This is a genomic window from Mediterraneibacter gnavus ATCC 29149 (genome assembly GCF_008121495.1).
Classification (GTDB): Bacteria; Bacillota; Clostridia; order Lachnospirales; family Lachnospiraceae; genus Mediterraneibacter; species Mediterraneibacter gnavus.
On the sequence record NZ_CP043051.1, the window covers coordinates 3,408,620 to 3,429,258 of the forward strand.

Annotated in this window: 20 protein-coding genes; 2 read left to right on the forward strand and 18 right to left on the reverse strand. The window is 44.3% G+C overall.

Annotation, left to right across the window (positions count from 1 at the left end; all coding sequences use genetic code 11):
• Nucleotides 1–33: 33 nt before the first annotated feature.
• On the reverse strand, nucleotides 34–615 hold the full coding sequence (locus FXV78_RS17015) for a TetR/AcrR family transcriptional regulator (RefSeq protein WP_004842944.1): 582 nt from the start codon (nucleotides 613–615) through the stop codon (nucleotides 34–36).
• A gap of 173 nt (nucleotides 616–788) precedes the next feature.
• On the opposite strand from FXV78_RS17015, the gene FXV78_RS17020 reads away from it, so the two are divergent.
• Entirely contained in the window at nucleotides 789–1,664 is an 876-nt protein-coding gene (locus tag FXV78_RS17020; protein WP_004842943.1) for a DegV family protein, read from the forward strand.
• Nucleotides 1,665–1,707: 43 nt separating this feature from the next.
• Here the strand turns inward: FXV78_RS17020 and FXV78_RS17025 are convergent, their stop codons facing one another.
• The 5 genes from FXV78_RS17025 to FXV78_RS17045 all read right to left on the reverse strand — a co-directional run bounded on the left by FXV78_RS17025 (nucleotide 1,708) and on the right by FXV78_RS17045 (nucleotide 7,603).
• Nucleotides 1,708–3,006 (reverse strand): putative ABC transporter permease, encoded by a 1,299-nt coding sequence (locus tag FXV78_RS17025; RefSeq protein WP_039959694.1) that lies wholly within the window; start codon nucleotides 3,004–3,006, stop codon nucleotides 1,708–1,710.
• A 40-nt stretch (nucleotides 3,007–3,046) separates the two neighbouring features.
• Nucleotides 3,047–4,108 carry a hypothetical protein gene (locus FXV78_RS17030; RefSeq protein ID WP_105084783.1) on the reverse strand — a complete coding sequence of 354 codons (1,062 nt, stop codon included), beginning with the start codon at nucleotides 4,106–4,108 and terminating at the stop codon, nucleotides 3,047–3,049.
• A 154-nt stretch (nucleotides 4,109–4,262) separates the two neighbouring features.
• The gene (gene ilvD, locus FXV78_RS17035) at nucleotides 4,263–5,984 is read right to left on the reverse strand and encodes a dihydroxy-acid dehydratase (RefSeq protein WP_023924306.1); all 1,722 of its coding nucleotides are present in this window, start codon (nucleotides 5,982–5,984) and stop codon (nucleotides 4,263–4,265) included.
• A 1-nt stretch (nucleotide 5,985) separates the two neighbouring features.
• On the reverse strand, nucleotides 5,986–6,231 hold the full coding sequence (locus FXV78_RS17040; RefSeq protein ID WP_004842938.1) for an HPr family phosphocarrier protein: 246 nt from the start codon (nucleotides 6,229–6,231) through the stop codon (nucleotides 5,986–5,988).
• 16 nt (nucleotides 6,232–6,247) lie between these two features.
• Nucleotides 6,248–7,603 (reverse strand): GntP family permease, encoded by a 1,356-nt coding sequence (locus tag FXV78_RS17045; RefSeq protein ID WP_004842937.1) that lies wholly within the window; start codon nucleotides 7,601–7,603, stop codon nucleotides 6,248–6,250.
• A gap of 271 nt (nucleotides 7,604–7,874) precedes the next feature.
• Between FXV78_RS17045 and FXV78_RS17050 the strand changes: the two genes are divergently transcribed.
• Nucleotides 7,875–8,558, forward strand: coding sequence for a FadR/GntR family transcriptional regulator (locus tag FXV78_RS17050; protein WP_004842934.1), 684 nt, complete (start codon nucleotides 7,875–7,877; stop codon nucleotides 8,556–8,558).
• A 46-nt stretch (nucleotides 8,559–8,604) separates the two neighbouring features.
• Here FXV78_RS17050 and FXV78_RS17055 read toward each other — a convergent pair whose 3' ends face one another.
• From FXV78_RS17055 to tpiA, 12 genes are all read right to left on the reverse strand, one after another.
• Nucleotides 8,605–8,931: a cupin domain-containing protein gene (locus FXV78_RS17055; protein ID WP_004842933.1), complete on the reverse strand. Its 327-nt coding sequence runs from the start codon at nucleotides 8,929–8,931 to the stop codon at nucleotides 8,605–8,607.
• Nucleotides 8,932–8,974: 43 nt separating this feature from the next.
• Entirely contained in the window at nucleotides 8,975–9,205 is a 231-nt protein-coding gene (locus FXV78_RS17060; protein ID WP_009244351.1) for a hypothetical protein, read from the reverse strand.
• Nucleotides 9,206–9,220: 15 nt separating this feature from the next.
• Nucleotides 9,221–9,481 carry a hypothetical protein gene (locus FXV78_RS17065; RefSeq protein WP_004842931.1) on the reverse strand — a complete coding sequence of 87 codons (261 nt, stop codon included), beginning with the start codon at nucleotides 9,479–9,481 and terminating at the stop codon, nucleotides 9,221–9,223.
• 109 nt (nucleotides 9,482–9,590) lie between these two features.
• A complete protein-coding gene (locus tag FXV78_RS17070; protein WP_004842930.1) occupies nucleotides 9,591–10,253 on the reverse strand; it encodes an HAD family hydrolase in 663 nt (220 codons plus the stop codon).
• Nucleotides 10,254–10,265: 12 nt separating this feature from the next.
• Nucleotides 10,266–10,769, reverse strand: coding sequence for a transcription elongation factor GreA (gene greA, locus FXV78_RS17075; protein ID WP_004842929.1), 504 nt, complete (start codon nucleotides 10,767–10,769; stop codon nucleotides 10,266–10,268).
• Between the two features lie 108 nt (nucleotides 10,770–10,877).
• Nucleotides 10,878–12,416 (reverse strand): 2,3-bisphosphoglycerate-independent phosphoglycerate mutase, encoded by a 1,539-nt coding sequence (gpmI, locus tag FXV78_RS17080; protein ID WP_009244352.1) that lies wholly within the window; start codon nucleotides 12,414–12,416, stop codon nucleotides 10,878–10,880.
• Between the two features lie 112 nt (nucleotides 12,417–12,528).
• Entirely contained in the window at nucleotides 12,529–13,281 is a 753-nt protein-coding gene (locus tag FXV78_RS17085; protein WP_226979864.1) for a Tim44 domain-containing protein, read from the reverse strand.
• A gap of 121 nt (nucleotides 13,282–13,402) precedes the next feature.
• Complete coding sequence (locus FXV78_RS18035) at nucleotides 13,403–13,552, reverse strand: hypothetical protein (protein ID WP_004842926.1); 150 nt, start codon at nucleotides 13,550–13,552, stop codon at nucleotides 13,403–13,405.
• Between the two features lie 15 nt (nucleotides 13,553–13,567).
• Nucleotides 13,568–16,333, reverse strand: a complete 2,766-nt coding sequence (mgtA, locus tag FXV78_RS17090) for a magnesium-translocating P-type ATPase (RefSeq protein WP_004842925.1) — start codon at nucleotides 16,331–16,333, stop codon at nucleotides 13,568–13,570.
• Between the two features lie 262 nt (nucleotides 16,334–16,595).
• Nucleotides 16,596–17,069 (reverse strand): winged helix-turn-helix domain-containing protein, encoded by a 474-nt coding sequence (locus tag FXV78_RS17095; protein WP_004842923.1) that lies wholly within the window; start codon nucleotides 17,067–17,069, stop codon nucleotides 16,596–16,598.
• Nucleotides 17,070–17,087: 18 nt separating this feature from the next.
• Nucleotides 17,088–19,736 (reverse strand): magnesium-translocating P-type ATPase, encoded by a 2,649-nt coding sequence (gene mgtA / locus FXV78_RS17100; RefSeq protein ID WP_009244354.1) that lies wholly within the window; start codon nucleotides 19,734–19,736, stop codon nucleotides 17,088–17,090.
• Nucleotides 19,737–19,850: 114 nt separating this feature from the next.
• On the reverse strand, nucleotides 19,851–20,600 hold the full coding sequence (tpiA, locus tag FXV78_RS17105; RefSeq protein WP_004842716.1) for a triose-phosphate isomerase: 750 nt from the start codon (nucleotides 20,598–20,600) through the stop codon (nucleotides 19,851–19,853).
• Nucleotides 20,601–20,639: the final 39 nt, after the last annotated feature.

Genomic DNA, 20,639 nt, shown 5'->3' on the forward strand with positions numbered 1-20,639 from the left:
CTTTGGCAGCGTTTTTTGTTTTACTATTTACCATTATTTTACCAGCACTCCGGACTGCAGTATATCCCTAAGCAACTGATTTGCCTCTCTTTTGATCTCTTCAATCGATGTTTTCTCACCATGTGCCTCATTGATAAATCCAAGCATCCCAAAACACAAGAAACCTGCAATTTTCTTCGGGGAATATTTCACTTCTACATTCTGTCGGATTTTATTGGTATGATTTTCAATTGTTTCCAGTACAATAGTGTAAAATGCAGATGCAAGATACGGGTTTTTCTGCGGGCTGGTATACTGGAAAAATGCAAAACAGTCATAATACACTTCCAGAATACTGTTTAACATATTGCAATATCCCATTACAAGATCATTTCCCGGATTTTCTTTTTCCTGTTTTGTACGATAGATATCCGTTCCGATCTGAAGCATATCACTGAAAATATCATCTGCCAGTGCGTATTTATCACTGTAGTGTGCGTAAAAAGTAATTCTGCTGATTTCTGCCCGCTTGCACAATTCTGTAATAGAAATCTGCTCAAATGAGATCTCTCCCATCATTTCGATCAAGGTTGCCTTCAAATTTTTCTTGGTTTTGATCACTCTTCTGTCTTCCATGATTTACATTTTCCTCTTTCTGTATAATTAACTAACATTTTACAAATATTGTTCATTGTCTTTAGATTTCGGATTTGCTATAATCTTAACACTTGTTAAAATAACGGTCAATATGTAAGCTATTTTCGCCTTTCACCATAGAAACGGCGGGTTACGGATTAAGGGAGGATTTTATGCCAAAGATAGCAATTATGACAGACAGTAATTGTGGAATCACGCCTGATGATGCGCAGAAGTATCACATTCACATACTTCCAATGCCTGTCCTTGTTGGGGAAGACACTTTTTATGAAGGATGCAATATCACATCAGAAGAGTTTTACCGGAAACTTTCTTCCGGAGAACCTGTTACAACTTCTCAGCCATCGCCTGCGGATGTCATGAAGATGTGGGATCAGCTGCTGAAAGAACATGATGAAGTCGTTCATGTTCCAATGTCCAGCGGACTGAGCAATTCCTGCCAGACTGCCCTGCTCCTTGCGCAGGAAGAATATTTCAAAGGGCGGGTGCATGTTGTGGACAATCACCGGATTTCTGTTACACAGGCACAATCCGTTCTGGATGCAGTCGAACTTACCCGCCAGGGATTCACCGGGGCGCAGATCAAAGAAATTCTGGAAACGGAAGCCATGGATGCCACCATCTACATTGCGGTAGACACTTTGGAATATTTAAAAAAAGGCGGTCGTATCACAGCAGCAGCTGCTGCCATCGGAACCGTATTGAATTTAAAGCCGGTTCTTACCATTCAGGGAGACAAGCTGGACGCCTATACCAAAACCCGGGGAATGAAGTCTGCTTTTAAAGCCATGTGCAAAGCACTTGATAAAGATCTCTCCGGAAGACTCTCTGCACTCCATACTCAGGGACTGCTCAAAGCCGGTATTGCATATACACAGATGGATCCTGATACATTGGAATTTTTTAAAGAAGAAATGAAAAAACGATACCCGGATCTGGAATTGTTTCAGCTTCCACTTACAATGAGTATCGGATGTCACACCGGTCCCGGTGCACTTGGAATCGGGCTGGTACGAGTCCATAAATAACACAGGCGGGAAAAGTCACAGCATTACTTTTCCCGCCCGTTTTCTATCTTGGCTTCGCATTCGGATAAATCCGATCCATTCTTTCATCATCAAAATGTTCATCGATCACTTTTTCCCAGCCACTCTCTGCCGGTCTTCCATTGGCACGCATATCATAGCGCACCAGTGCCGCCATAGATACCAGAATATTCACTGCCATAAACACAACCAGAATCCAGGTCAGCACATATCCCCAGAGCATCGGAATCTTTTCAATCCATCCTGCAAATTTCGGATACAATACCTTGATCCAGATCACCGCTGCGATCCCCCAGAAAAAGCAGTACAACAGATTGATACGCCCACCCAGGTTAAACGGAATCTTACTGTAGTCCCAGAATACTTTTCCAAACACAATCTCTGTAAATACACTGCAGACATATTCATATGCTCCGCCTAAAAATGTACCTACAATAAAAATATGCCGGTCCGGCTTTTCTCTGTCCTTGTATAAAAGTGCCGTTGCAATGGCAATCGCCAGCCCCCATACAATACTGAACGGTCCCCATACAAGGCTGCTCCTGCTCATCCATACTCCGGCTGTCAGACGACAGAAGATCGTCTCTGTAAAGTCTCCAAGCACTGCTCCGATCAAAAACAGCCAGAATAGTTTATAAAACCCGCACCCTTCTGCAAAGTTCCCTTCTTTTTCTATCTGCTCTGTCTTTTCCATGATCACAGGATATGCCTTCGCCATTCGTTTTTCTACATGACCCACGATCATTAATGCAAATTTCTGCGTCCATACTGCTACTTTCTTATTCCACCGGATTGCAGTCGGCATCTCTTTCCGGATATGAAATACTGCTGCCAGCGATGCAGAAATATCCAGAGCCATTCCTGCTAGCAAAATCCAGAGCAGAATCTCCCGGATCAGCGTCGGAATCATGTGATATACTATCAGAAAAAAAGCATCTCCATACCGTACAGCCACAAATCCGAGCACTGCCCATAATACAGAATACTGTAGGCAGATGTATCCGTCAAAATTCCATTTCTTGTTCGAATAGTCCCACCATTTGTGCTGATTTAAGCGCTCCAGGATTTTTCCTGCCATCCACTCTATGATCGTTGCAAGCACTCCACAGCCGATCAGCTGAAAGACAGGCTCTGCCATCAGTTCTTCCATCGTGACTGCCATAAATACTGCTGCGATTCCATACACCAGACAGAACGGACCTGTCGAAAATCCACGGTTTACAAACTTTTTCTTTTTCACTGTGCCGACAATCGTTTCGACCACCCATCCCAGAAAAGAGTAGATCAAAAGCAGCCATACCAACTCCATCATTGAATAGTTCATCTATGTTTCTCCACTTATCTTTCGTATTTTATTACTACATTTACTCTTCGATTTTTTTCAAAATCTCACCAATATCTCCCATTTCTTCCGGCAGATCTTCTTTTCGATAATAATCAATTGACACGATCTTGCCGGGAAGCTCCTGTTTGTACGGCCCTGCCTGAACCAGCACTTTATCTCCCACTTCCAGATGTTCATCCTCTGTCAGATACGGATGCTTCTCTCCTTTTTCATGAAAGACCACGCTGCAGATAATCTGTTCTCCCTGACGTCTTCCACGACGATAAATATAAGGATTCAGAATATCTTCATAGCTTTCATAAAACCGGATGTATCCCGCGATCTCCCGGATAAATGCATCCCATCCTTCCGGAAGTCCTCTCCGGTTATATGTTCCTGTCACCACGCGGCTGGTACTTGCACCGCATTCTAGGGAAAGCTTAAATGCTGCACTGTCCGGCTCCTGCTGACCGGAGGTACTTTTCAGTTTTCCAAGATATTCCATGCACTTATCCATCAGCTCCGGAATCTCATCCCGCATATGATATTCTTTGGTCAATTCCCGCCCCGGAGCGATCACCTGACGGATCGTCAGAGTTTCCTCATACCGGTCCAGGATCATTTCTTCTTTATAATCCCAGTTGACAGTCTCATTTTGAGTTCCCTCTTCATTTTTCTGCGTGAACCGGACATTTCTCTGATATTCCAAAATGATTTTATTAATCTGTCCGGGAATGGAAGTTGGCACGATCTCATCCATGATCTTCAAAAATTCTTTCCAGTTATCCGGATAAACGCCGCGTCCCACAGATTTTTTCTCCTTCTCGCCCTGTTCACAATATGCCACTTCCCAGTTCTCATCATCTTCATCAGGCATAGCATCTGACGGCATATAGACCTCTTTCCAGTTTTCCATATGTAAATCTGCAATCCTCAGAAGCCACTCTTCTCCATGCTCTGCGGTCAGTGAATACGCGCATTCAAAAAATGGATAGGACACACTCTCTATCACTGCATCCAGCCTGCAGTCTTTCGCAGTACGAATCTCTATCAATGTCTTGTTTTCGCCTTTTCTGGTCGAAAAACGAATATAATTCAACATCTCACCAATGTTCTCCTTTGCTGTCATTTCCGACTTGTGATCATGCCGGATTTCATCATTATATCACAAAAATACCAGAGATGAACTCTTTTGCACAGAAATTCATCTCTGGTATCCCTATCCGGATCCTATTCGTCACTGTTTCCAGCAGCTCCTATTCCATATAACCGCCCTTCATCGGAGACACAGCCTTTTCCGCAAACTGCTTTAAAACACCTTTTGTATATTTGTTTTCTCTTGGCTGCCAGCGGCTTTTTCTTTCTTTTAAGATTGCTTCCATTTCTTCCTCTGATTTTCTCTCACCATTTACTCCCACGATTCGAAGAACCCTGTTTGAAATGCTGATCTCGATCAGATCATTTTCTTCCACCAGGGCAATCGGTCCGCCCTGTGCTGCTTCCGGAGAGATATGTCCGATTGCAGGACCTTTGGATGCTCCGGAAAATCTACCGTCTGTCAGAAGTGCAATACTTGCACCAAGCGTTGCATCTGATGCAATTGCTTCTGTCGTGTAAAACATTTCCGGCATTCCGCTTCCTTTTGGACCTTCATAACGGATGATCACCGCATCGCCCGGCTGAATCTCATGTGTCAGTACTGCATGGATCGCATCTTCCTCACAGTCAAACGGTCTCGCCCGAAGAACTGCTTCAAACATCTCTTTTGGCACTACCGTGTGTTTTACAACTGCTCCATCCGGTGCCAGATTTCCTTTGAGGATCGCAATGCTTCCATCTGTTCCGAATGGTCTGTCAAACGGCCGGATCACATCTTCCCTCTTTAAATTCCACTGATCCAGGTAACTCTGGCATTTATCGTAGAATCCATTTTTCTTCAGCTCTTCCAGGTTTTCTCCCAGTGTTTTTCCTGTCACTGTCATAACATCCAGATGCAGCATATCCTTGATCTCTTCCATGATCGTCGGAACCCCTCCTGCATAATAGAAGAACTGTGCCGGCCATTCTCCTGCCGGACGGATGTTGAGCAGATAGTGTGCGCCTCTGTGCAGACGGTCAAATGTATCTCCGTCAATCTCAATTCCAAATTCCTTGGCAATTGCCGGAATATGTAACAGAGAATTGGTAGAACCGGAAATTGCCGCATGTACCATGATTGCATTTTCGAAGGACTTCATCGTTACGATCTTGTCCGGAGTCAGGTTATGCTCTGCCAGCCAGACTGCCTGTTTTCCGGCTTTTTTTGCAAACTCTCTTAAATCCTTGCTGGTTGCCGGCATCAGTGCACTTCCCGGGAGCATCAGTCCCAGCGCTTCTGCCATTACCTGCATTGTGGATGCTGTTCCCATGAACGAGCAGGCTCCGCAGGATGGACATGCATTATGTTTGTAAAATTCCATCTTTTCTTTTGTGATCTCTCCACGTTCACACATTGCATTGTACTTTCCAATCTGCTCCAGTGTAAGAAGATCCGGACCTGCATCCATCACACCGCCTGTCACGATAATAGACGGAATATTGATTCTTCCTACCGCCATCAAATGTGCCGGCATTCCTTTATCACAGCTTGCAATAAATACTCCACCATCAAACGGAGTTGCATTTGCATGAATTTCAATCATATTTGCCATCATATCTCTGGACGGCAGTGAATAGTTGATTCCATCATGTCCCTGTGCTTCTCCATCACAGATATCCGTACAGAAATAACGAGCTCCGAAACCACCTGCCTCTGCAACACCCTGTCTTGCCTCTTCGACCAGATCCAGAAGATGTCCGCTTCCCGGATGACTGTCTCCGAATGTACTTTCAATCATGATCTGTGGTTTGGAGAGATCCTCCAGCTTCCATCCTGTTCCCAATCTCAAAGGATCCAGCTCCGGTGCGATTTTTCTTAATTTCTGACTTGTCAGTTCCATCTTAATTTTCCTCCATTCTGATAACATTTCCCTGTTCCAAATATTGAATCAAAATTTTTGCATCTTCGTCCTCCACCCGCATTTTTACATCGTCAAAGCAAGGAAGGCTAAACACACCCAGCATTGATTTTGCATCCACCACATAACGTCCGCAGAGCAGATCTACTTCTTTTTTGCAGGCTTCTGCCGCCTGCACAAGATGTTTTGCATCCTGCATGTCTCTCAAATACACGGGTATGATCTTCATATACGCTCCTCCTTTATTATGCGAAGATCGAGATCACCAGTCCCAGAATCAGACCTGTGATTCCGATCAATGTTTCCATGATCGTCCATGATTTTAATGTTGTCTTCTCATCAATCTCCAAAAATGTACTTACCAGCCAGAATCCGGCATCATTTACATGACTCAGTGCCGTCGCTCCGCCACAGATCGCACAGCACATCGCTGCTCTGTACAGTGTAGAGCTGTCTGCCATAGCCGGCATTGACGCCATGATCCCGGAAGCCATCGTCATTGCTACGATTGAACTTCCCACAGAAGCACGTACCAGAAACGCAATGAGAAATGCGATCACGATCAGCGGCATCCCGCTCTTTTCCAGGATCGGTCCAATGATATTTCCAAGTCCCGAATCCTGCAGCATCCAGCGAATCACTCCGCCACTTGCGATTACAAGCAGAATCATTCCAACCGGTCTTAAGGAGTGATCCAGAATCTTTTTCAGCTGGTCTCTGTTATATCCCATTCTTGTTCCCAGCATGTACATTGCTGTCAGAGTTGCGATCGTCAATGCCACAAACGGTTCTCCTAAAAACTGAAGAACTGACTGCGCACTTTCCGGAATCGGAAGATATCCGGAGATCGTGCTGAACAAGATCAGAATAAGCGGAATTAAAATGATCGTGAATACAATCCCGAAGGATGGAAGATTTTTATCTATATCTGCAATTTCCTCTACATTTGCAGGGAGTTTGGTATAGATTTTATTTCCTATGATTTTTCCCCAGATAATTCCTGCAACTACTGTGGAAATCAGTGCAACCGGAATTCCGACCGCCATCATCGTCCCCAGATTCACACCCAGTGCGTTTGCAACCAGAACAGAACCTGCTGACGGCGGAACAAACGCATATCCGGATGCCAGCCCTGCCAAAAGAGGGATCGCGTAATATAACGTTGATTTTTTTGTCTGCTTTGCCACATTGAACGCCAGCGGAATCAGGATCACGACTCCGGCTTCAAAAAATACGGTTGTACCGAGCACAAGCCCCGTAAGCCCCAATGCCCATCCTGCTTTTTTCTGACCGAATCTGCGGATCAGCGTCTGTGCCATCTGCTGGGCTCCTCCGCTGACTTCAAGAATTCCGCCAAACATGGATCCCAATCCGATCAAAAGTGCAATTCCCTGCAATGTCTTTCCTACGCCCTTTTCTACCGTCTCCCCGATCATATGTAACGGCATGCCTGCACCAATTCCGATCAGTACAGCGGAAATCATCATAGAAATTACCGGATGAAGCTTCAGCTTGATGATCAAAAATAACAATAAAAGAATTCCTGCTACGGATGCGATCAATAAGCGCATCGGATCTGCATAAAATACTGGTTCTGTCATCTTCCCTTCCCCCTTACATTCATCATATGTTTTCCTTGTTTAATACATCTGACCATTTTGTTACTTTTTCTCCTTTTTCCAAAGATTTTCTTTCAAATGCTTTGAATTCATCTGATGACTTTATTCTAAAATCTTTAAACCAGAAAATCAACCCGTAATATTTCACAATTTATTTACTTGTTTTTTGTGTGTTTTTATTGTTTGACATTTGTTTTTTCTTATTTTATCCTATATTTATTGCGTTATATTTGTAGAAAAGAGGAAAAGTCATATGATGAATTCAACTGAAAAGAGTTTACCTGAGAAGTTATCTGACGATATCATTGCCTATATTTTAGAAGAGCAGCTCCAGCCCAACGACAAACTTCCCAACGAATCCGTTCTCTCTGAAAAAATGGGAGCCGGACGAAGCTCCATCCGGGAAGCCATGAAACTGCTCGCATCCAGAAATATTGTAACAATCCGTCAGGGTTCCGGAACATATGTTGCCGCCTCCCCCGGAGTTGTTGACGATCCGCTTGGATTTACCTTTATTGATGACAAGAAAAAGCTGACACTGGATCTTCTGGATGTTCGTTTTCTGCTGGAGCCTGCCATTGCCGAAATGGCAGCCCTGCATGCCGAAGAGACCGATATCCGCAAGATCTCTACGCTGTGTGATGAAGTCGAAGCACTCCTCCTTCGTGGGGAAGATCACACTGGAAAGGACATTGAGTTTCACACTGCCATTGCCATGAGCAGTAAAAATCTGGTCGTTCCGCGGCTGATTCCCGTAATCAACAGCTCGATCCCGCTTTTTATCCAACTGACAAACAATCGGCTTTTACATGAAACGATTGAAACACACCGGGAGATCACCGATGCGATCGCAGCACACGATACGCTGCGCGCCAAAGATGCCATGTATCTGCATCTTGTATATAACCGGCGATGTCTTCTTGATCAGAAAGCATAAAAAAAGACAGTCATTCCTGTTCTTTTGGGAATGACTGTCTTTTTCATCAGTCTTTAATGATCAGTGCCATGAACACAAGATCTGTATCACCGGTATTGGTCAGTGCATGTCCGCATCCATCCGGTGTAAATGTCACATCACCGGCTTTTACCGGGCGGATTCTTCCATTGTCGTCATAATTGCCCTCTCCGGTCAGGATGTAATACGTCTCACTTTCTCCATGATGTTCATGGTAACCAAGGGAACACCCCGGCTCCAGAGTCACTTCCGCGTAAAGCCCGCACTTTCCATTCATCTCTTTTTCTCCGAGAATATGCTTGATCAGCACATGTCCCTTTCCACCGCACATTGCTTCAATTCTTTCTGGGTTCATTCTTATCACCTCGTTTGGATTTTTCTTCTGTTATTATACTGCATTACTCGTCAAATTCCAAGATTACAAAATCAAAACGTGACGTTTTTCTCGTATCCACAACTGTTCCTGTCGTTGTCTTTAAACGCTCCGCATTCTTAAAATTTTTACTGATACCCAGAGCATGTTCCAGCACATAATAATAGGAGGACGGAAGTACGCACTCCGTCACCTCATATGTCTCTCCCGGCTGAAATGATTCTACATGCTCCGTTGTAAAGTCCATTCTTCTCATCTATAAGCCTCGCTCTTATTGTTTATATAAATGATTTCTGTGATTCCATAAAAAGCATCCGCCGCCAAAAAGCCCAAAGACCAGTCCTGCATAGATTCCGGCACAGATCAGATCACTCAGCCTGCATATCACATTCATATGCTTGATGATACAGACCAAAATTCCTGCCATCGTAATTCCAATTGTCCAGATCAGCATTGCAGAAGTCAGAAACACTGCCATTCTGGAATTTTCTTCCATGTGTTTTGTGATCAGTTTCCATAATCTTGTATACATATTGATTCCTCACAATCTTTTTCTCATGTTCTTATCCAACATTTATTGTAAGGATGTTATGTTAAATCTATACCGGGTTCTGACAAAATTTTTTGTTAAACTGACCAGTTCATTCCCTTCCCAGTATTTTTTCCGTAATCTTTGCCGGCGTACTCACGATCCAGTCAGCGCCTGCATCTTCAAGCTCCGCTCTGTCACCATAGCCATATAAGACTCCCAATGCAGACACTTTGCATGCCTTTGCTCCCAAGATATCATGTTCTCTGTCACCGACCATCAGCACCGACTGCCTGTCTTCTACTTTACAGTTTTTCAGCACATACTCAATGACTTCTGCCTTTTTCGTACGGCTTCCGTCCATATTTGCCCCTCCGATAAACTCAAAATATGGCGCGATCTTAAAATGCTCTGCAATCTTCCTTGCATATTTCTCCGGCTTGGATGTCGCAACTGCCAGACGGATTCCCGCATTTTTTAACTGTTCCAGTACTTCCGGGATGCCATCATAAACAGCATTTTCAAGCATCCCTTTTCCTTCGTAATATTCCCGGTAAAATTCTACCATCTGATGCCCTTTTTCATCTGAAAACCCGCAGAATTTTGCAAACTGCTGTGCAAGCGGCGGTCCCACGAAGCATTTAAGCTCTTCCAGATTTTCTACGCCCCTGCCGATTTTTTTCAATGCATACTGGACACTGTTCATGATTCCGAGACCGGAATCTGTCAACGTTCCGTCCAGATCAAACAGGACAAGTTCATACTGATATGCCATGTTCTCCTCCTTCTAAAAGCTGCGGATCTTGTCTGCATCTTCATCCTGTGTATTCTCTATTTTTTTGATCACTACATAATAACCGAACTCATCATTTACTTTGACAAATACCCGATCGCCTACTTTGTGTCCCAAAAGGGCTTTACCGATCGGTGATTCAATGCTGATCAGTCCGTTTAGGGAGCTTCCTCTCACTGAAGTTACGATCCGGTACGTCTCCAGCTCGTCATCATCCTCACAGTATACCTGAACGGTATTGTTTAATCCAACTTCATCTGCACCGGAATGGTCCTCTACAATAACTGCAGTCTTTAACATTCTCTCCAGATAACGGATCCGGCTTTCATTTCTGTTCTTCTCTTTTTTCGCCGCATGGTATTCAAAATTTTCGCTCAGATCCCCGTGAGAGCGTGCCTCTTTGACCGCTTCAATGAGTTCTTTGCGCTCTACCAGCTTTCTGTGTTCAATCTCCTGCTGAATCTTTTTGACATCACTTTGGGTCAGTTTCTCTCTCATAATATGCCTTTCTTACAAAGCAGGCAGAAGCCCGAAAAAATTCCAAACCTCTGCCTGCTGTATCTTCCCTGTATTTCTATTCCTGTTGAAACAACCTGTTCTCTGCGATTATTTTACAAGCAGAGATTTTCCTGTCATTTCTTTTGGCTGCTCCATTCCCATCAGCTCGATCAGTGTAGGAGCGATGTCTGCCAGGCATCCGCCTTCTCTCAGTTTGTAAGCCGGATCAGCATTCACAAGAATAAACGGTACCGGATTTGTTGTATGTGCCGTAAACGGCTCACCTGTTGTCTCATCGATCAGCTGTTCTGCATTTCCATGATCTGCACAGATGAACATCTGTCCGTCCACTTCTTTCAGTGCATCCACTGCTTTTCCTACACACTCATCCACTGCTTCGATCGCTTTGATCGCTGCATCTTCTACTCCAGTATGTCCGACCATATCCGGATTTGCAAAATTGATAATGATCACATCATATTTGTCAGATTTGATCGCATCTACCAGCTTATCGCATACTTCATATGCACTCATCTCCGGTTTCAGATCGTAAGTTGCCACTTTTGGAGATTTTACAAGGATTCTGTCTTCTCCCTTGTTTGGTTCTTCTACTCCACCGTTGAAGAAGAATGTTACATGTGCATATTTTTCAGTCTCTGCAATACGAGCCTGTGTCATGTTGTGTGCTGCCAGAAATTCACCGAATGTATTTGTGATCTCTTCTTTTACAAATGCTACCTGCTTATTCTGGATCGTCACATCATACTCTGTAAAGCATACAAATGTTGTCTTGACTCTCTCTCCTCTGTCAAATCCTTCAAAGTTATCATCACAGAATGTTCTTGTGATCTCTCTTGCACGGTCTGGGCGGAAGTTGAAGAAGATCACAGAATCTCCATCTTTTACAGTTGCCACCGGTGCACCGTCTTTTACGATCACCATTGGTTCTACGAACTCATCTGTCTTATCTGCATCGTAAGAAGCCTGAATCCCTGCTGTCGCAGATTCTGCCTGTACGCCTTCTCCTTTTACCAGTGCATTGTAAGCTCTCTCCACACGATCCCAGCGGTTATCTCTGTCCATTGCATAGTAACGTCCGCTGACAGATGCCACTTCTCCGATACCGATTTCTTTCATTTTTGCTTCCAGAGCTTCTACATATTCTTTTCCGGATGCCGGCGGAGTGTCACGTCCGTCCAGGAAACAGTGTACATACACTTTTTCTACACCCTGTCTCTTTGCAAGCTCCAGAAGTCCGTAAATATGTCCGTTATGGCTGTGTACACCACCGTCAGAAACCAGTCCCATCATATGAAGAGCTGTATTGTTCTCTTTTGCATTTTTGCATGCTGCAAGCAGCGCCTGATTCTCAAAGAAATCTCCATCTTCGATCGCTTTTGTGATCTTTGTCAGTTCCTGGTAAATGATGCGTCCTGCTCCCATGTTCAGATGTCCTACCTCAGAGTTTCCCATCTGACCTTCCGGAAGTCCGACTGCCATTCCACTTGCATTTCCTTTTACAAACGGATACTCTGCCATCAGTTTATCCATGACCGGAGTCTTTCCTTCTGCCACAGCATTTCCTTTTGTTGTATCATTCAGTCCATATCCATCTAAGATCATCAATACGGTTGGTTTTTTACTCATGTCCATATCTCCTTTTACTTTATCTGTGAATTTGTAATTCCTGTATGGAATTTACCTCTTTCATTCCGTAGACTATTGTAACCGTTTTTCCCTGATTTTGCAAATATCTTTCTTATGAATTTGCAAACTCATCGATATCCATTTCATCCTTCTGCCTGATTTCATCCAGAACCCAGTGTCCGTTCAGGTGAATAAATTTCCAGTATTCATAGAACGCTTCATTTTTCCTGCTTCCGCGTATCATCCTTCCCGTCTTTTCATCCACCACATAATCGATCATTTTTCCGTGGATCAAATACCAGATATAATCCTGATCTTTCCCCAGATCGTCAAATGTATGTACCGGCACCGCACTTAAAAGCCGTTCATTTTTCTGCACCGGAACTTCATTTCGAACCTGCATCCACCCCAGCTTCATTACAAAATCATCGTAACATTTCTGACTCATATAGTCCTTTGCATAATCCGGATCCTGACGCTTCCAGCATTCCTGGATCACAAAATATGCATTCTTCACCTGCTCCTGGATCTCATTGATATCCCAGTTGTCCCCAAACTGCTGATACTGCCTCATCTCCCGGTAGCTTTTGGAAGATGCCCTTCTGGATTTGACAAAAAACAGTACGACTCCCGCATTCGCCATCAGGAAAAATCCCCCAAACATGACAACACTGCTTACCGGACTGGAACTTCTGCCGGTACGGTTGGAATGCGAACTGTAATAACTGCCGCCTCCGGAACTAAAGCCTCCTCCGCCTCCGGAAGAACCGCCGCTGGCTCCTCCTGCTCTTGCCTCTGCTCTCATGGGACTGCATATGCACAGAAACATCAGAGCCAGAAACAGAAGTACCTTTTTCTCTTTCATACGCATGGATAACCACCCTCTCTTTTCACTCACGCTTCCTTTGGATCATATGATTTGATTATACCATTTGAAAGCTGTACCGTCATTTATTTTCTGATTTTTGAGGGAAATATTTTATCCTTTATTTTTCTGTCAGCTCCATATTCCAGAATATTACATTCATAAGGATCACAACCACGATCACAACTGCAATCGATACCCAGAATCCCATATCGAGTCCCATAAACTTCGTTGTTCCAAATAATTTTATCCAAAGATTTGTCCAGTTCATCCTTCATTCCTCCTTTTACAGCAATTCTCCATAATGACGCACATATGCTTTTTTCAAACTTGTTGCCAGCACCATATAAAGCAGGATGCACGGAATCAGATACGCAAAATATGCCGTCGGCAGTGCCACAAATCCCAACATTCTGCCAAATGTAGTAAATGGAATGATCGTCAGCACTCCGATTCCTGTAAATGTCATCAGCGTCAGTGGTGCAGATGCATGGCTTTGAATAAACGGAAGTTTTGGTGTGCGGATCATATGGATGACCAGAGTCTGGCTCCACATAGATTCGATAAACCATCCCGTCTGAAACATTGCAACATAAGCCGTCTGCATCCGTACCAAATCTGCGCCGGCAAAATGACTGGCAAGATCATTGTACAGCACTCCCCTGGAAACAAAGAGCGGACAAAATACAAAGTACATAAAAATATAAGTCATCCAGTCAAAAACCGAACTTGTCGGTCCGATCCACATCATAAAGCTGCCCACACTGGACGCATCCCATTTGCGGGGTACAGAAATAAACTCTTCGTCCACATTATCCCATGGAATTGCAGTACAGGAAAGGTCATAGATCAGATTCAAAAAGATCAGCTGCAGGCTTTCCATCGGCAAAAACGGAAGCAGTGCCGATGCCGCCAATACGGAAAACATGTTTCCAAAGTTAGAGCTTGCCGTCATCTTGATGTACTTGATCATATTTGCATATGTCTTGCGTCCTTCAATAATTCCTTCTTCCAGAACCATCAGATCTTTTTCCAGCAGCACAATATCTGCGGATTCTTTCGCCACATCTACTGCTGTATCAACAGAAATTCCAATGTCTGCGGATTTCATTGCCGAAGCATCGTTAATACCATCTCCCATAAAGCCGACTGTATGGCCATTTTCACGAAATACAGACACCACTCTCGCTTTCTGATCCGGTGTCAGCTTTGCAAAAACATCTGTAGTTTCTGCTGCTTTTGCCAATTCCTGATCACTCATGTTCTCCAGATCGGAACCAAGCAGCATATTTCTTACCTTAAGCCCTACCTGCTTACAGATTGTACGAGTGACTTTATCGTTGTCCCCGGTCAAAATCTTCGTTGTCACACCATGGGCTTTTAAAGCCTTGATCGCATCCGCAGTAGACTCTTTCGGCGGATCAAGAAATGCAAGATATCCCATAAGCACCATATCACACTCATCCGTTACACCGAATGCACCCGCCGGAGACGGATTGCTTTTCTGTGCGATTGCCAGCACACGAAATCCTTTCTCATTGAGATCATCTACTGTTGCAAGGATACGGCTTTTTAATTCCTTTGTCATTGGCCGCACTTTTCCGTCACACTCCGCAAAAGAGCAGATAGAAAGCATCTCTTCTACCGCTCCCTTTGTCACCATCTGCGTCTTTCCATCCCGATTCTGTACAACCGTCGTCAGTCTGCGGCGAGCGAAATCAAAGGGAATCTCATCCACTTTTACATAGTGCTCGGACAGATCAACAAGCTGTGGATCATCCGCTTCTTCCTCTTCTGTTTTCTGGATGATCGCCACATCCATCAGATTCTTATATCCTGTCTGGAAGTAACTGTTCAGATACGCATGCCTGAGCACACGAAGGTCATCCTCTCCATTTACATTTAAATGATATTCGAGAACAACTTTATCCTGTGTCAGTGTTCCTGTTTTGTCTGTACACAGAATGTCGATCGCACCAAAATTTTGAATAGAATTCAGATTTTTGACGATCGTCTGCTTCTTGCTCATGGACACAGCACCTTTCGCAAGACAAGTAGTTACGATCATCGGCAGCATTTCCGGCGTCAGTCCCACTGCAATGGAAATTCCAAATAAAAAGGCAGAGAGCCAGTCGCCTTTTGTAATACCATTTGCCACAAATACCAGCGGAACCATAACCAGCATAAACCGGATCAGCACCCACGATACCGCGTTGACTCCTTTGCTGAAGCTTGTTTCCACTGCTTCATGCGCCACTTCTGAGGCCATGGAACCAAACAGTGTATGATCCCCGACTGTAACAACGACTGCTGACGCACTTCCGGAAATGACATTGCTGCCCATAAACGCAATATTAGTGTAATCCGTAATTGCATCCCTGGTCTCATTGACCATCGGTATCTTTTCAATGGGCTCGCTCTCTCCTGTCAGGCTTGCCTGGCTGACAAATAAATCCTTTGCATCCAGAATCCGCACATCTGCAGGCAGCATGTCCCCTGCAGACAGGTGAACAATATCCCCCACTACCACCTCATCCAGCGGAATTTCTGCCATTTCCTGACCTTTGCGGGTTACAGTACAAGTCGTTGTGATCATTGCAAGCAGTTTTTCAGCCGCATTGCCGCTTCTGCTTTCCTGTACAAAACGAAGCGTTCCGGATAAAAATACCATCGTCAAAATAATGACGACCGTCAGACAGTCAAAATCCTTTGGCACACAGCCAAACAGAGAGAAATGTGGAAAAATCATATCCGTAAAGGATGAAACCAGCGCCAGACAAAACAAAATCGCAGTGAACGGGTTGATAAATGCACCAGCCAGTCTCTGCGGCAGAGTTTTCTTTTTTTCACGAGTCACTTTATTGGAACCATATTCTGAACGGTTTTCCTCTACTTTTCCCGGTTCCAGTCCACAGAGTGTTGTGTTCAGATATCCTAACGTTTCCTGTATAGGATGTGTTGCCGCAAACTGAATGCGGCGATTCTGCTCATCTCGAATGGCAGCTTTCTGTGCTGTCTGACGAACTTCTATACGATTTATTTTCTTATTCATCGGTCTATACCTCCTTCTTTTTGAGGCAAGATCCTTATATTTCAGGGAGAAAAACAGATTCTGCCCTCTCTCTTTCTATAAACATCTGCCTGTAAATCTGCGTACTACCGTCAGAATCCATTTTTCTCACCTCCATCCATTCATGTAATATATCGATAAGAACCCGCAAATACGGGTTTAATTAAAGTATAAAAAAATCGCATAGAAAATCACATAGTCAAAACCTTGCGATTTTCTTGCGATTTAGCAAGAATTGTTACTGTTACAGCCTGTCACTGAATTTGTATCCGATTCCCCATATCGTTACTATATACTCCGGAGCATCCGGATTGGGTTCGATCTTTTTACGGATCTTACGAATAAAAGCCATAATATTGCTGTCATCCATCAAATATTCTCCATCCCACACAGCCTGATAGATCTGTTCCTTTGTAAAGACTTCCCCACGATTGCGCGCAAGAAACAAAAGGATATCAAATTCCTTCGGCGTGAGAGAAATCTCTGTTCCGTTTTGCTCCACCTTGCGAGATTTCGGATAAATTTCCAGCGTACCGCAGCGGATGACCGAATGATCCCACACAGATAATTCATCCGTATCTGATTCCAATATAAGAGAACTGCATTCTTTATTCAGCAAATCTTCGATTCCGTTTTTCAATTCACCGGGTGGCAGATGCTCCATAAGCCACAGAGCAATGGAGGAATCCAGATTCACATAACCAATATTTTTTTTCATATTCCGGCTCCTCCTTTCTCAGATCAGATCCTGATTCTTTTTGATATAGAATGCTTTTGCCAGTGTGACCAACAGAAGATACGCAATCACATCTGCGACCAAAAACAGAAAATAGACAGGAGACATCGCAGTCATTCCAAGCATCTTCCCTACCGGAGTAACCGGCAGCAGTGTAAATAATACAATCCCCAGAATCGTAACTCCCGTGACCATACGCCCCGGTCTGCTTTGTATCAGCGGAAGCTGTTTTGTACGCAGAAGCTGCAGAATCAATACCTGTGTCCACATGGATTCTAAAAACCACCCTGTCTGAAACATGGAAATAAACAAGCTCTGCTTCTCCGCCGAAAGACTTCCAAAAGAGCCGTCGCACACTCCCGGACAAAGAACAAAATACAAAAACACAAAGGTCAGCAGATCAAACAGCGAACTGACCGGTCCAAAAAAGGTCATGAATTTTCCCAGTGTCCTGCCAGACCACTCCAACGGTTTTGTCAACAGATCTGCATCTACATGATCCCACGGTAAAATCAGACAAAGGATATCATACAGCAGGTTCAGAAGCAGCAGCTGTATGGAAGTCATCGGGAAAAACGGCAGTAACACGCTGGCTGCAACAATCGCACAAATATTGCCAAAATTAGAAGATGCCGTAATCTTAATGTATTTGAGCATATTGGCAAATGCTTCTCTTCCCTCTAAAACACCTTCTTCCAGCACATTCAGATCCTTTTTCAGCAGGATGACATTCGCACTCTCCCGCACCGCTTCTGTTGCATTTTCAACGGAAATCCCCACATCTGCCCGGATAACAGCCGGCAGATCATTCAGACCGTCTCCCAGAAATCCAACTGTATGCCCGTTTGTCTGCAGCGTTTCCACCAGCATGGCTTTCTGTTTTGGCGAGAGTTCTGCAAAAATATTTGTTTTCTCAACCGCTATGGGCAATTCATTTTCAGAAAGAGCATCCAGCTGTGCTCCTGTCAGACAACTCTCTGCGGGAATTCCGATACGCCTGCAAATGGATCGTGCTACTTGTTTTTGATCTCCTGTCAGCACCTTTACATTCACATGAAGACTGTGAAGCTTCTGAATTGCACTTGCGGCACTCTTCTTTGGCGCATCAAAAAATGCCAGATACCCCAACAGAATAAAGTCATGCTCTTCCTCGGGAACAAGGGCTGCTCTGCTCATTGTTTTATAGGCAACTGCAATTACCTTCATCCCGTCTTCCAGCATTTCATCAACCACAGCGTGAACATTTTGCAGGATATCCGCACCTGCCGCTGTTTTCTCTCCACGGTATTCTATCATGCTGCACTGCCTCGCAACTTCCTCAATACTTCCCTTGATGATCCAGATATTTTCTTCTCCCGTATTCAATAATACACTGGAAAAACGTCGGTTATAGTCGAAAGGAAGTTCATCTGTCTTTTGATATTTTTCTGTCAGCTGCCTGTAGTAATCTGCTTTTCCCTGCATTTTCTCCGCCTTGCAGATCGCCTCGTCCAGATGATTTCCCACTCCGGTAGAATAATGACTTGCCAGATATGCATAATCCAGCACCTTCTGACTCTCATTCCCGAGAATATCCATGTAATACTCCAGCAGGACTGTATCCTGGGTCAATGTTCCTGTTTTATCCACACACAGGACATCCATGCTTCCAAAACTCTGCATCGCATTGATATTTTTTACGATTGTCTGTTTCTTTCCCATCGAATGACTGCCTTTTGCCAGACAGGCGTTGACCACCATCGGAAGCAGCTCCGGTGTGATTCCGACTGCAACAGAAAGTGCAAATAAAAACGCTTCTAACCAGTCTCCCTTCGTCAGTCCGCTTGCAAGAAACACAACCGGGACTAAAACTGTCATAAATCGGATCAACACCCATGCGATCGAATTGGCACCACGGTCAAATCTCTGCTTGCGTGCCTCCACAGACGGAGTCAGACCACCGTAAACTGTCTCCTGACCAACTGTCAGGACAATCCCAGTTCCCGTTCCTCCTGCAACTGTCGTGCCTCCGAACAGTATATTGCTGTAATCTGTCAGTTTCTGCGGTTCTTTGGGCAAAGCCTCCGGAAATTTTTCGAGTATGGCACTTTCACCGGTGATCACTGATTGCGAAACAAACAAATCCGTCGCGCCTGTTAACCGCAAATCTGCCGGAACCCTGTCGCCTGCCTCTAAGCGGATCTGATCGCCAACTACCAATTCAGAAGAAGATAACTCCACCCATTGTCCATCTCTGAGTACCTGAACCGTTGTATGCACCAACTGAAACAGTTCATCTGCAACTCGTTTAGAATGCAGCTCCTGAGTCAGCCGGACAATTCCACTGAGAATCAGCATGGAAAAAATGATCAGGACCGCTGTCAGATTCTTCTGATAATCACTGGACAAAAATACATCTGTTACCAAAGAGATTAAACCAAGGAAAAACAGGATCGTAGAAAATGGATTCACAAAAGCTCTTCGAATACAATAAAACATCGTATCCTTATTCTTTGCAGACGGCGCATTATTTCCATATTTCTGTCGCCGGATGATTGCCTCTTCCTGCGTAATCCCCTCTGCATTGATCTGAAGCTTCTGCATCATCTGATCAGGTGCGACACACGCATATTCTTTTAATCGTTCGTGAACCGCTTCTTTCTGATTCATGAAATTTGTACCTCCTCAAAATTTACTCTCTCGAACGGGAAATGAAAGAGGTGCAGGCGCAACCAAAAGGTCATGCCCACACCTTAATTTGTAAATGATCGGCAAATGCGATTTCTATTTGTAGTTGACAATCTGTCCGAAATCAGCTTTAAGAGAAGCTCCACCTACGAGTCCTCCATCAATATCCGGCTGTGCAAATAATTCAGGAGCTGTTGCAGCGTTTACAGATCCGCCGTACTGAATGCGAATTGCTTCTGCTGTAGCTTCATCATAAACTTCAGCGATGCACTCACGGATTCCTTTGCAAACTTCCTGAGCCTGCTCTGTTGTAGCTGTTTTTCCTGTTCCGATTGCCCAGATTGGCTCATAAGCGATCACTGCAGTTTTTGCCTGATCAGCTGTTACATTCTGGAATCCAACTTTTACCTGCTGGCGAATGAAATCCATTGTTACGCCCTGTTCTCTCTGCTCCAGAGTCTCTCCACAGCACATGATCGGTGTAATACCGTGCTCAAATGCTTTCAGGACTTTTTTGTTGACATCTTCGTTTGTCTCACCGAAGTAATCTCTTCTCTCAGAATGTCCAAGTACAACGTATTTTACTCCTGCATCTACGAGCATAGCCGGAGAGATCTCTCCTGTGTAAGCTCCGCTCTCTTCGAAGTACATGTTTTCTGCTCCAACCTGGATGTTTGTTCCTTTTACGGCTTCTACAACCGGTACGATATCGATAGCCGGTACACAGAATACAACATCTACTTCTTCATTTGCTACCAGTGGTTTTAACTCTTCTACTAATGCAACTGCTTCGCTTGGAGTTTTGTTCATTTTCCAGTTTCCTGCGATAATTTTCTTTCTTGACATACTCTTCACTCTTTCCTGTACTGTTATGTACACTGTTTA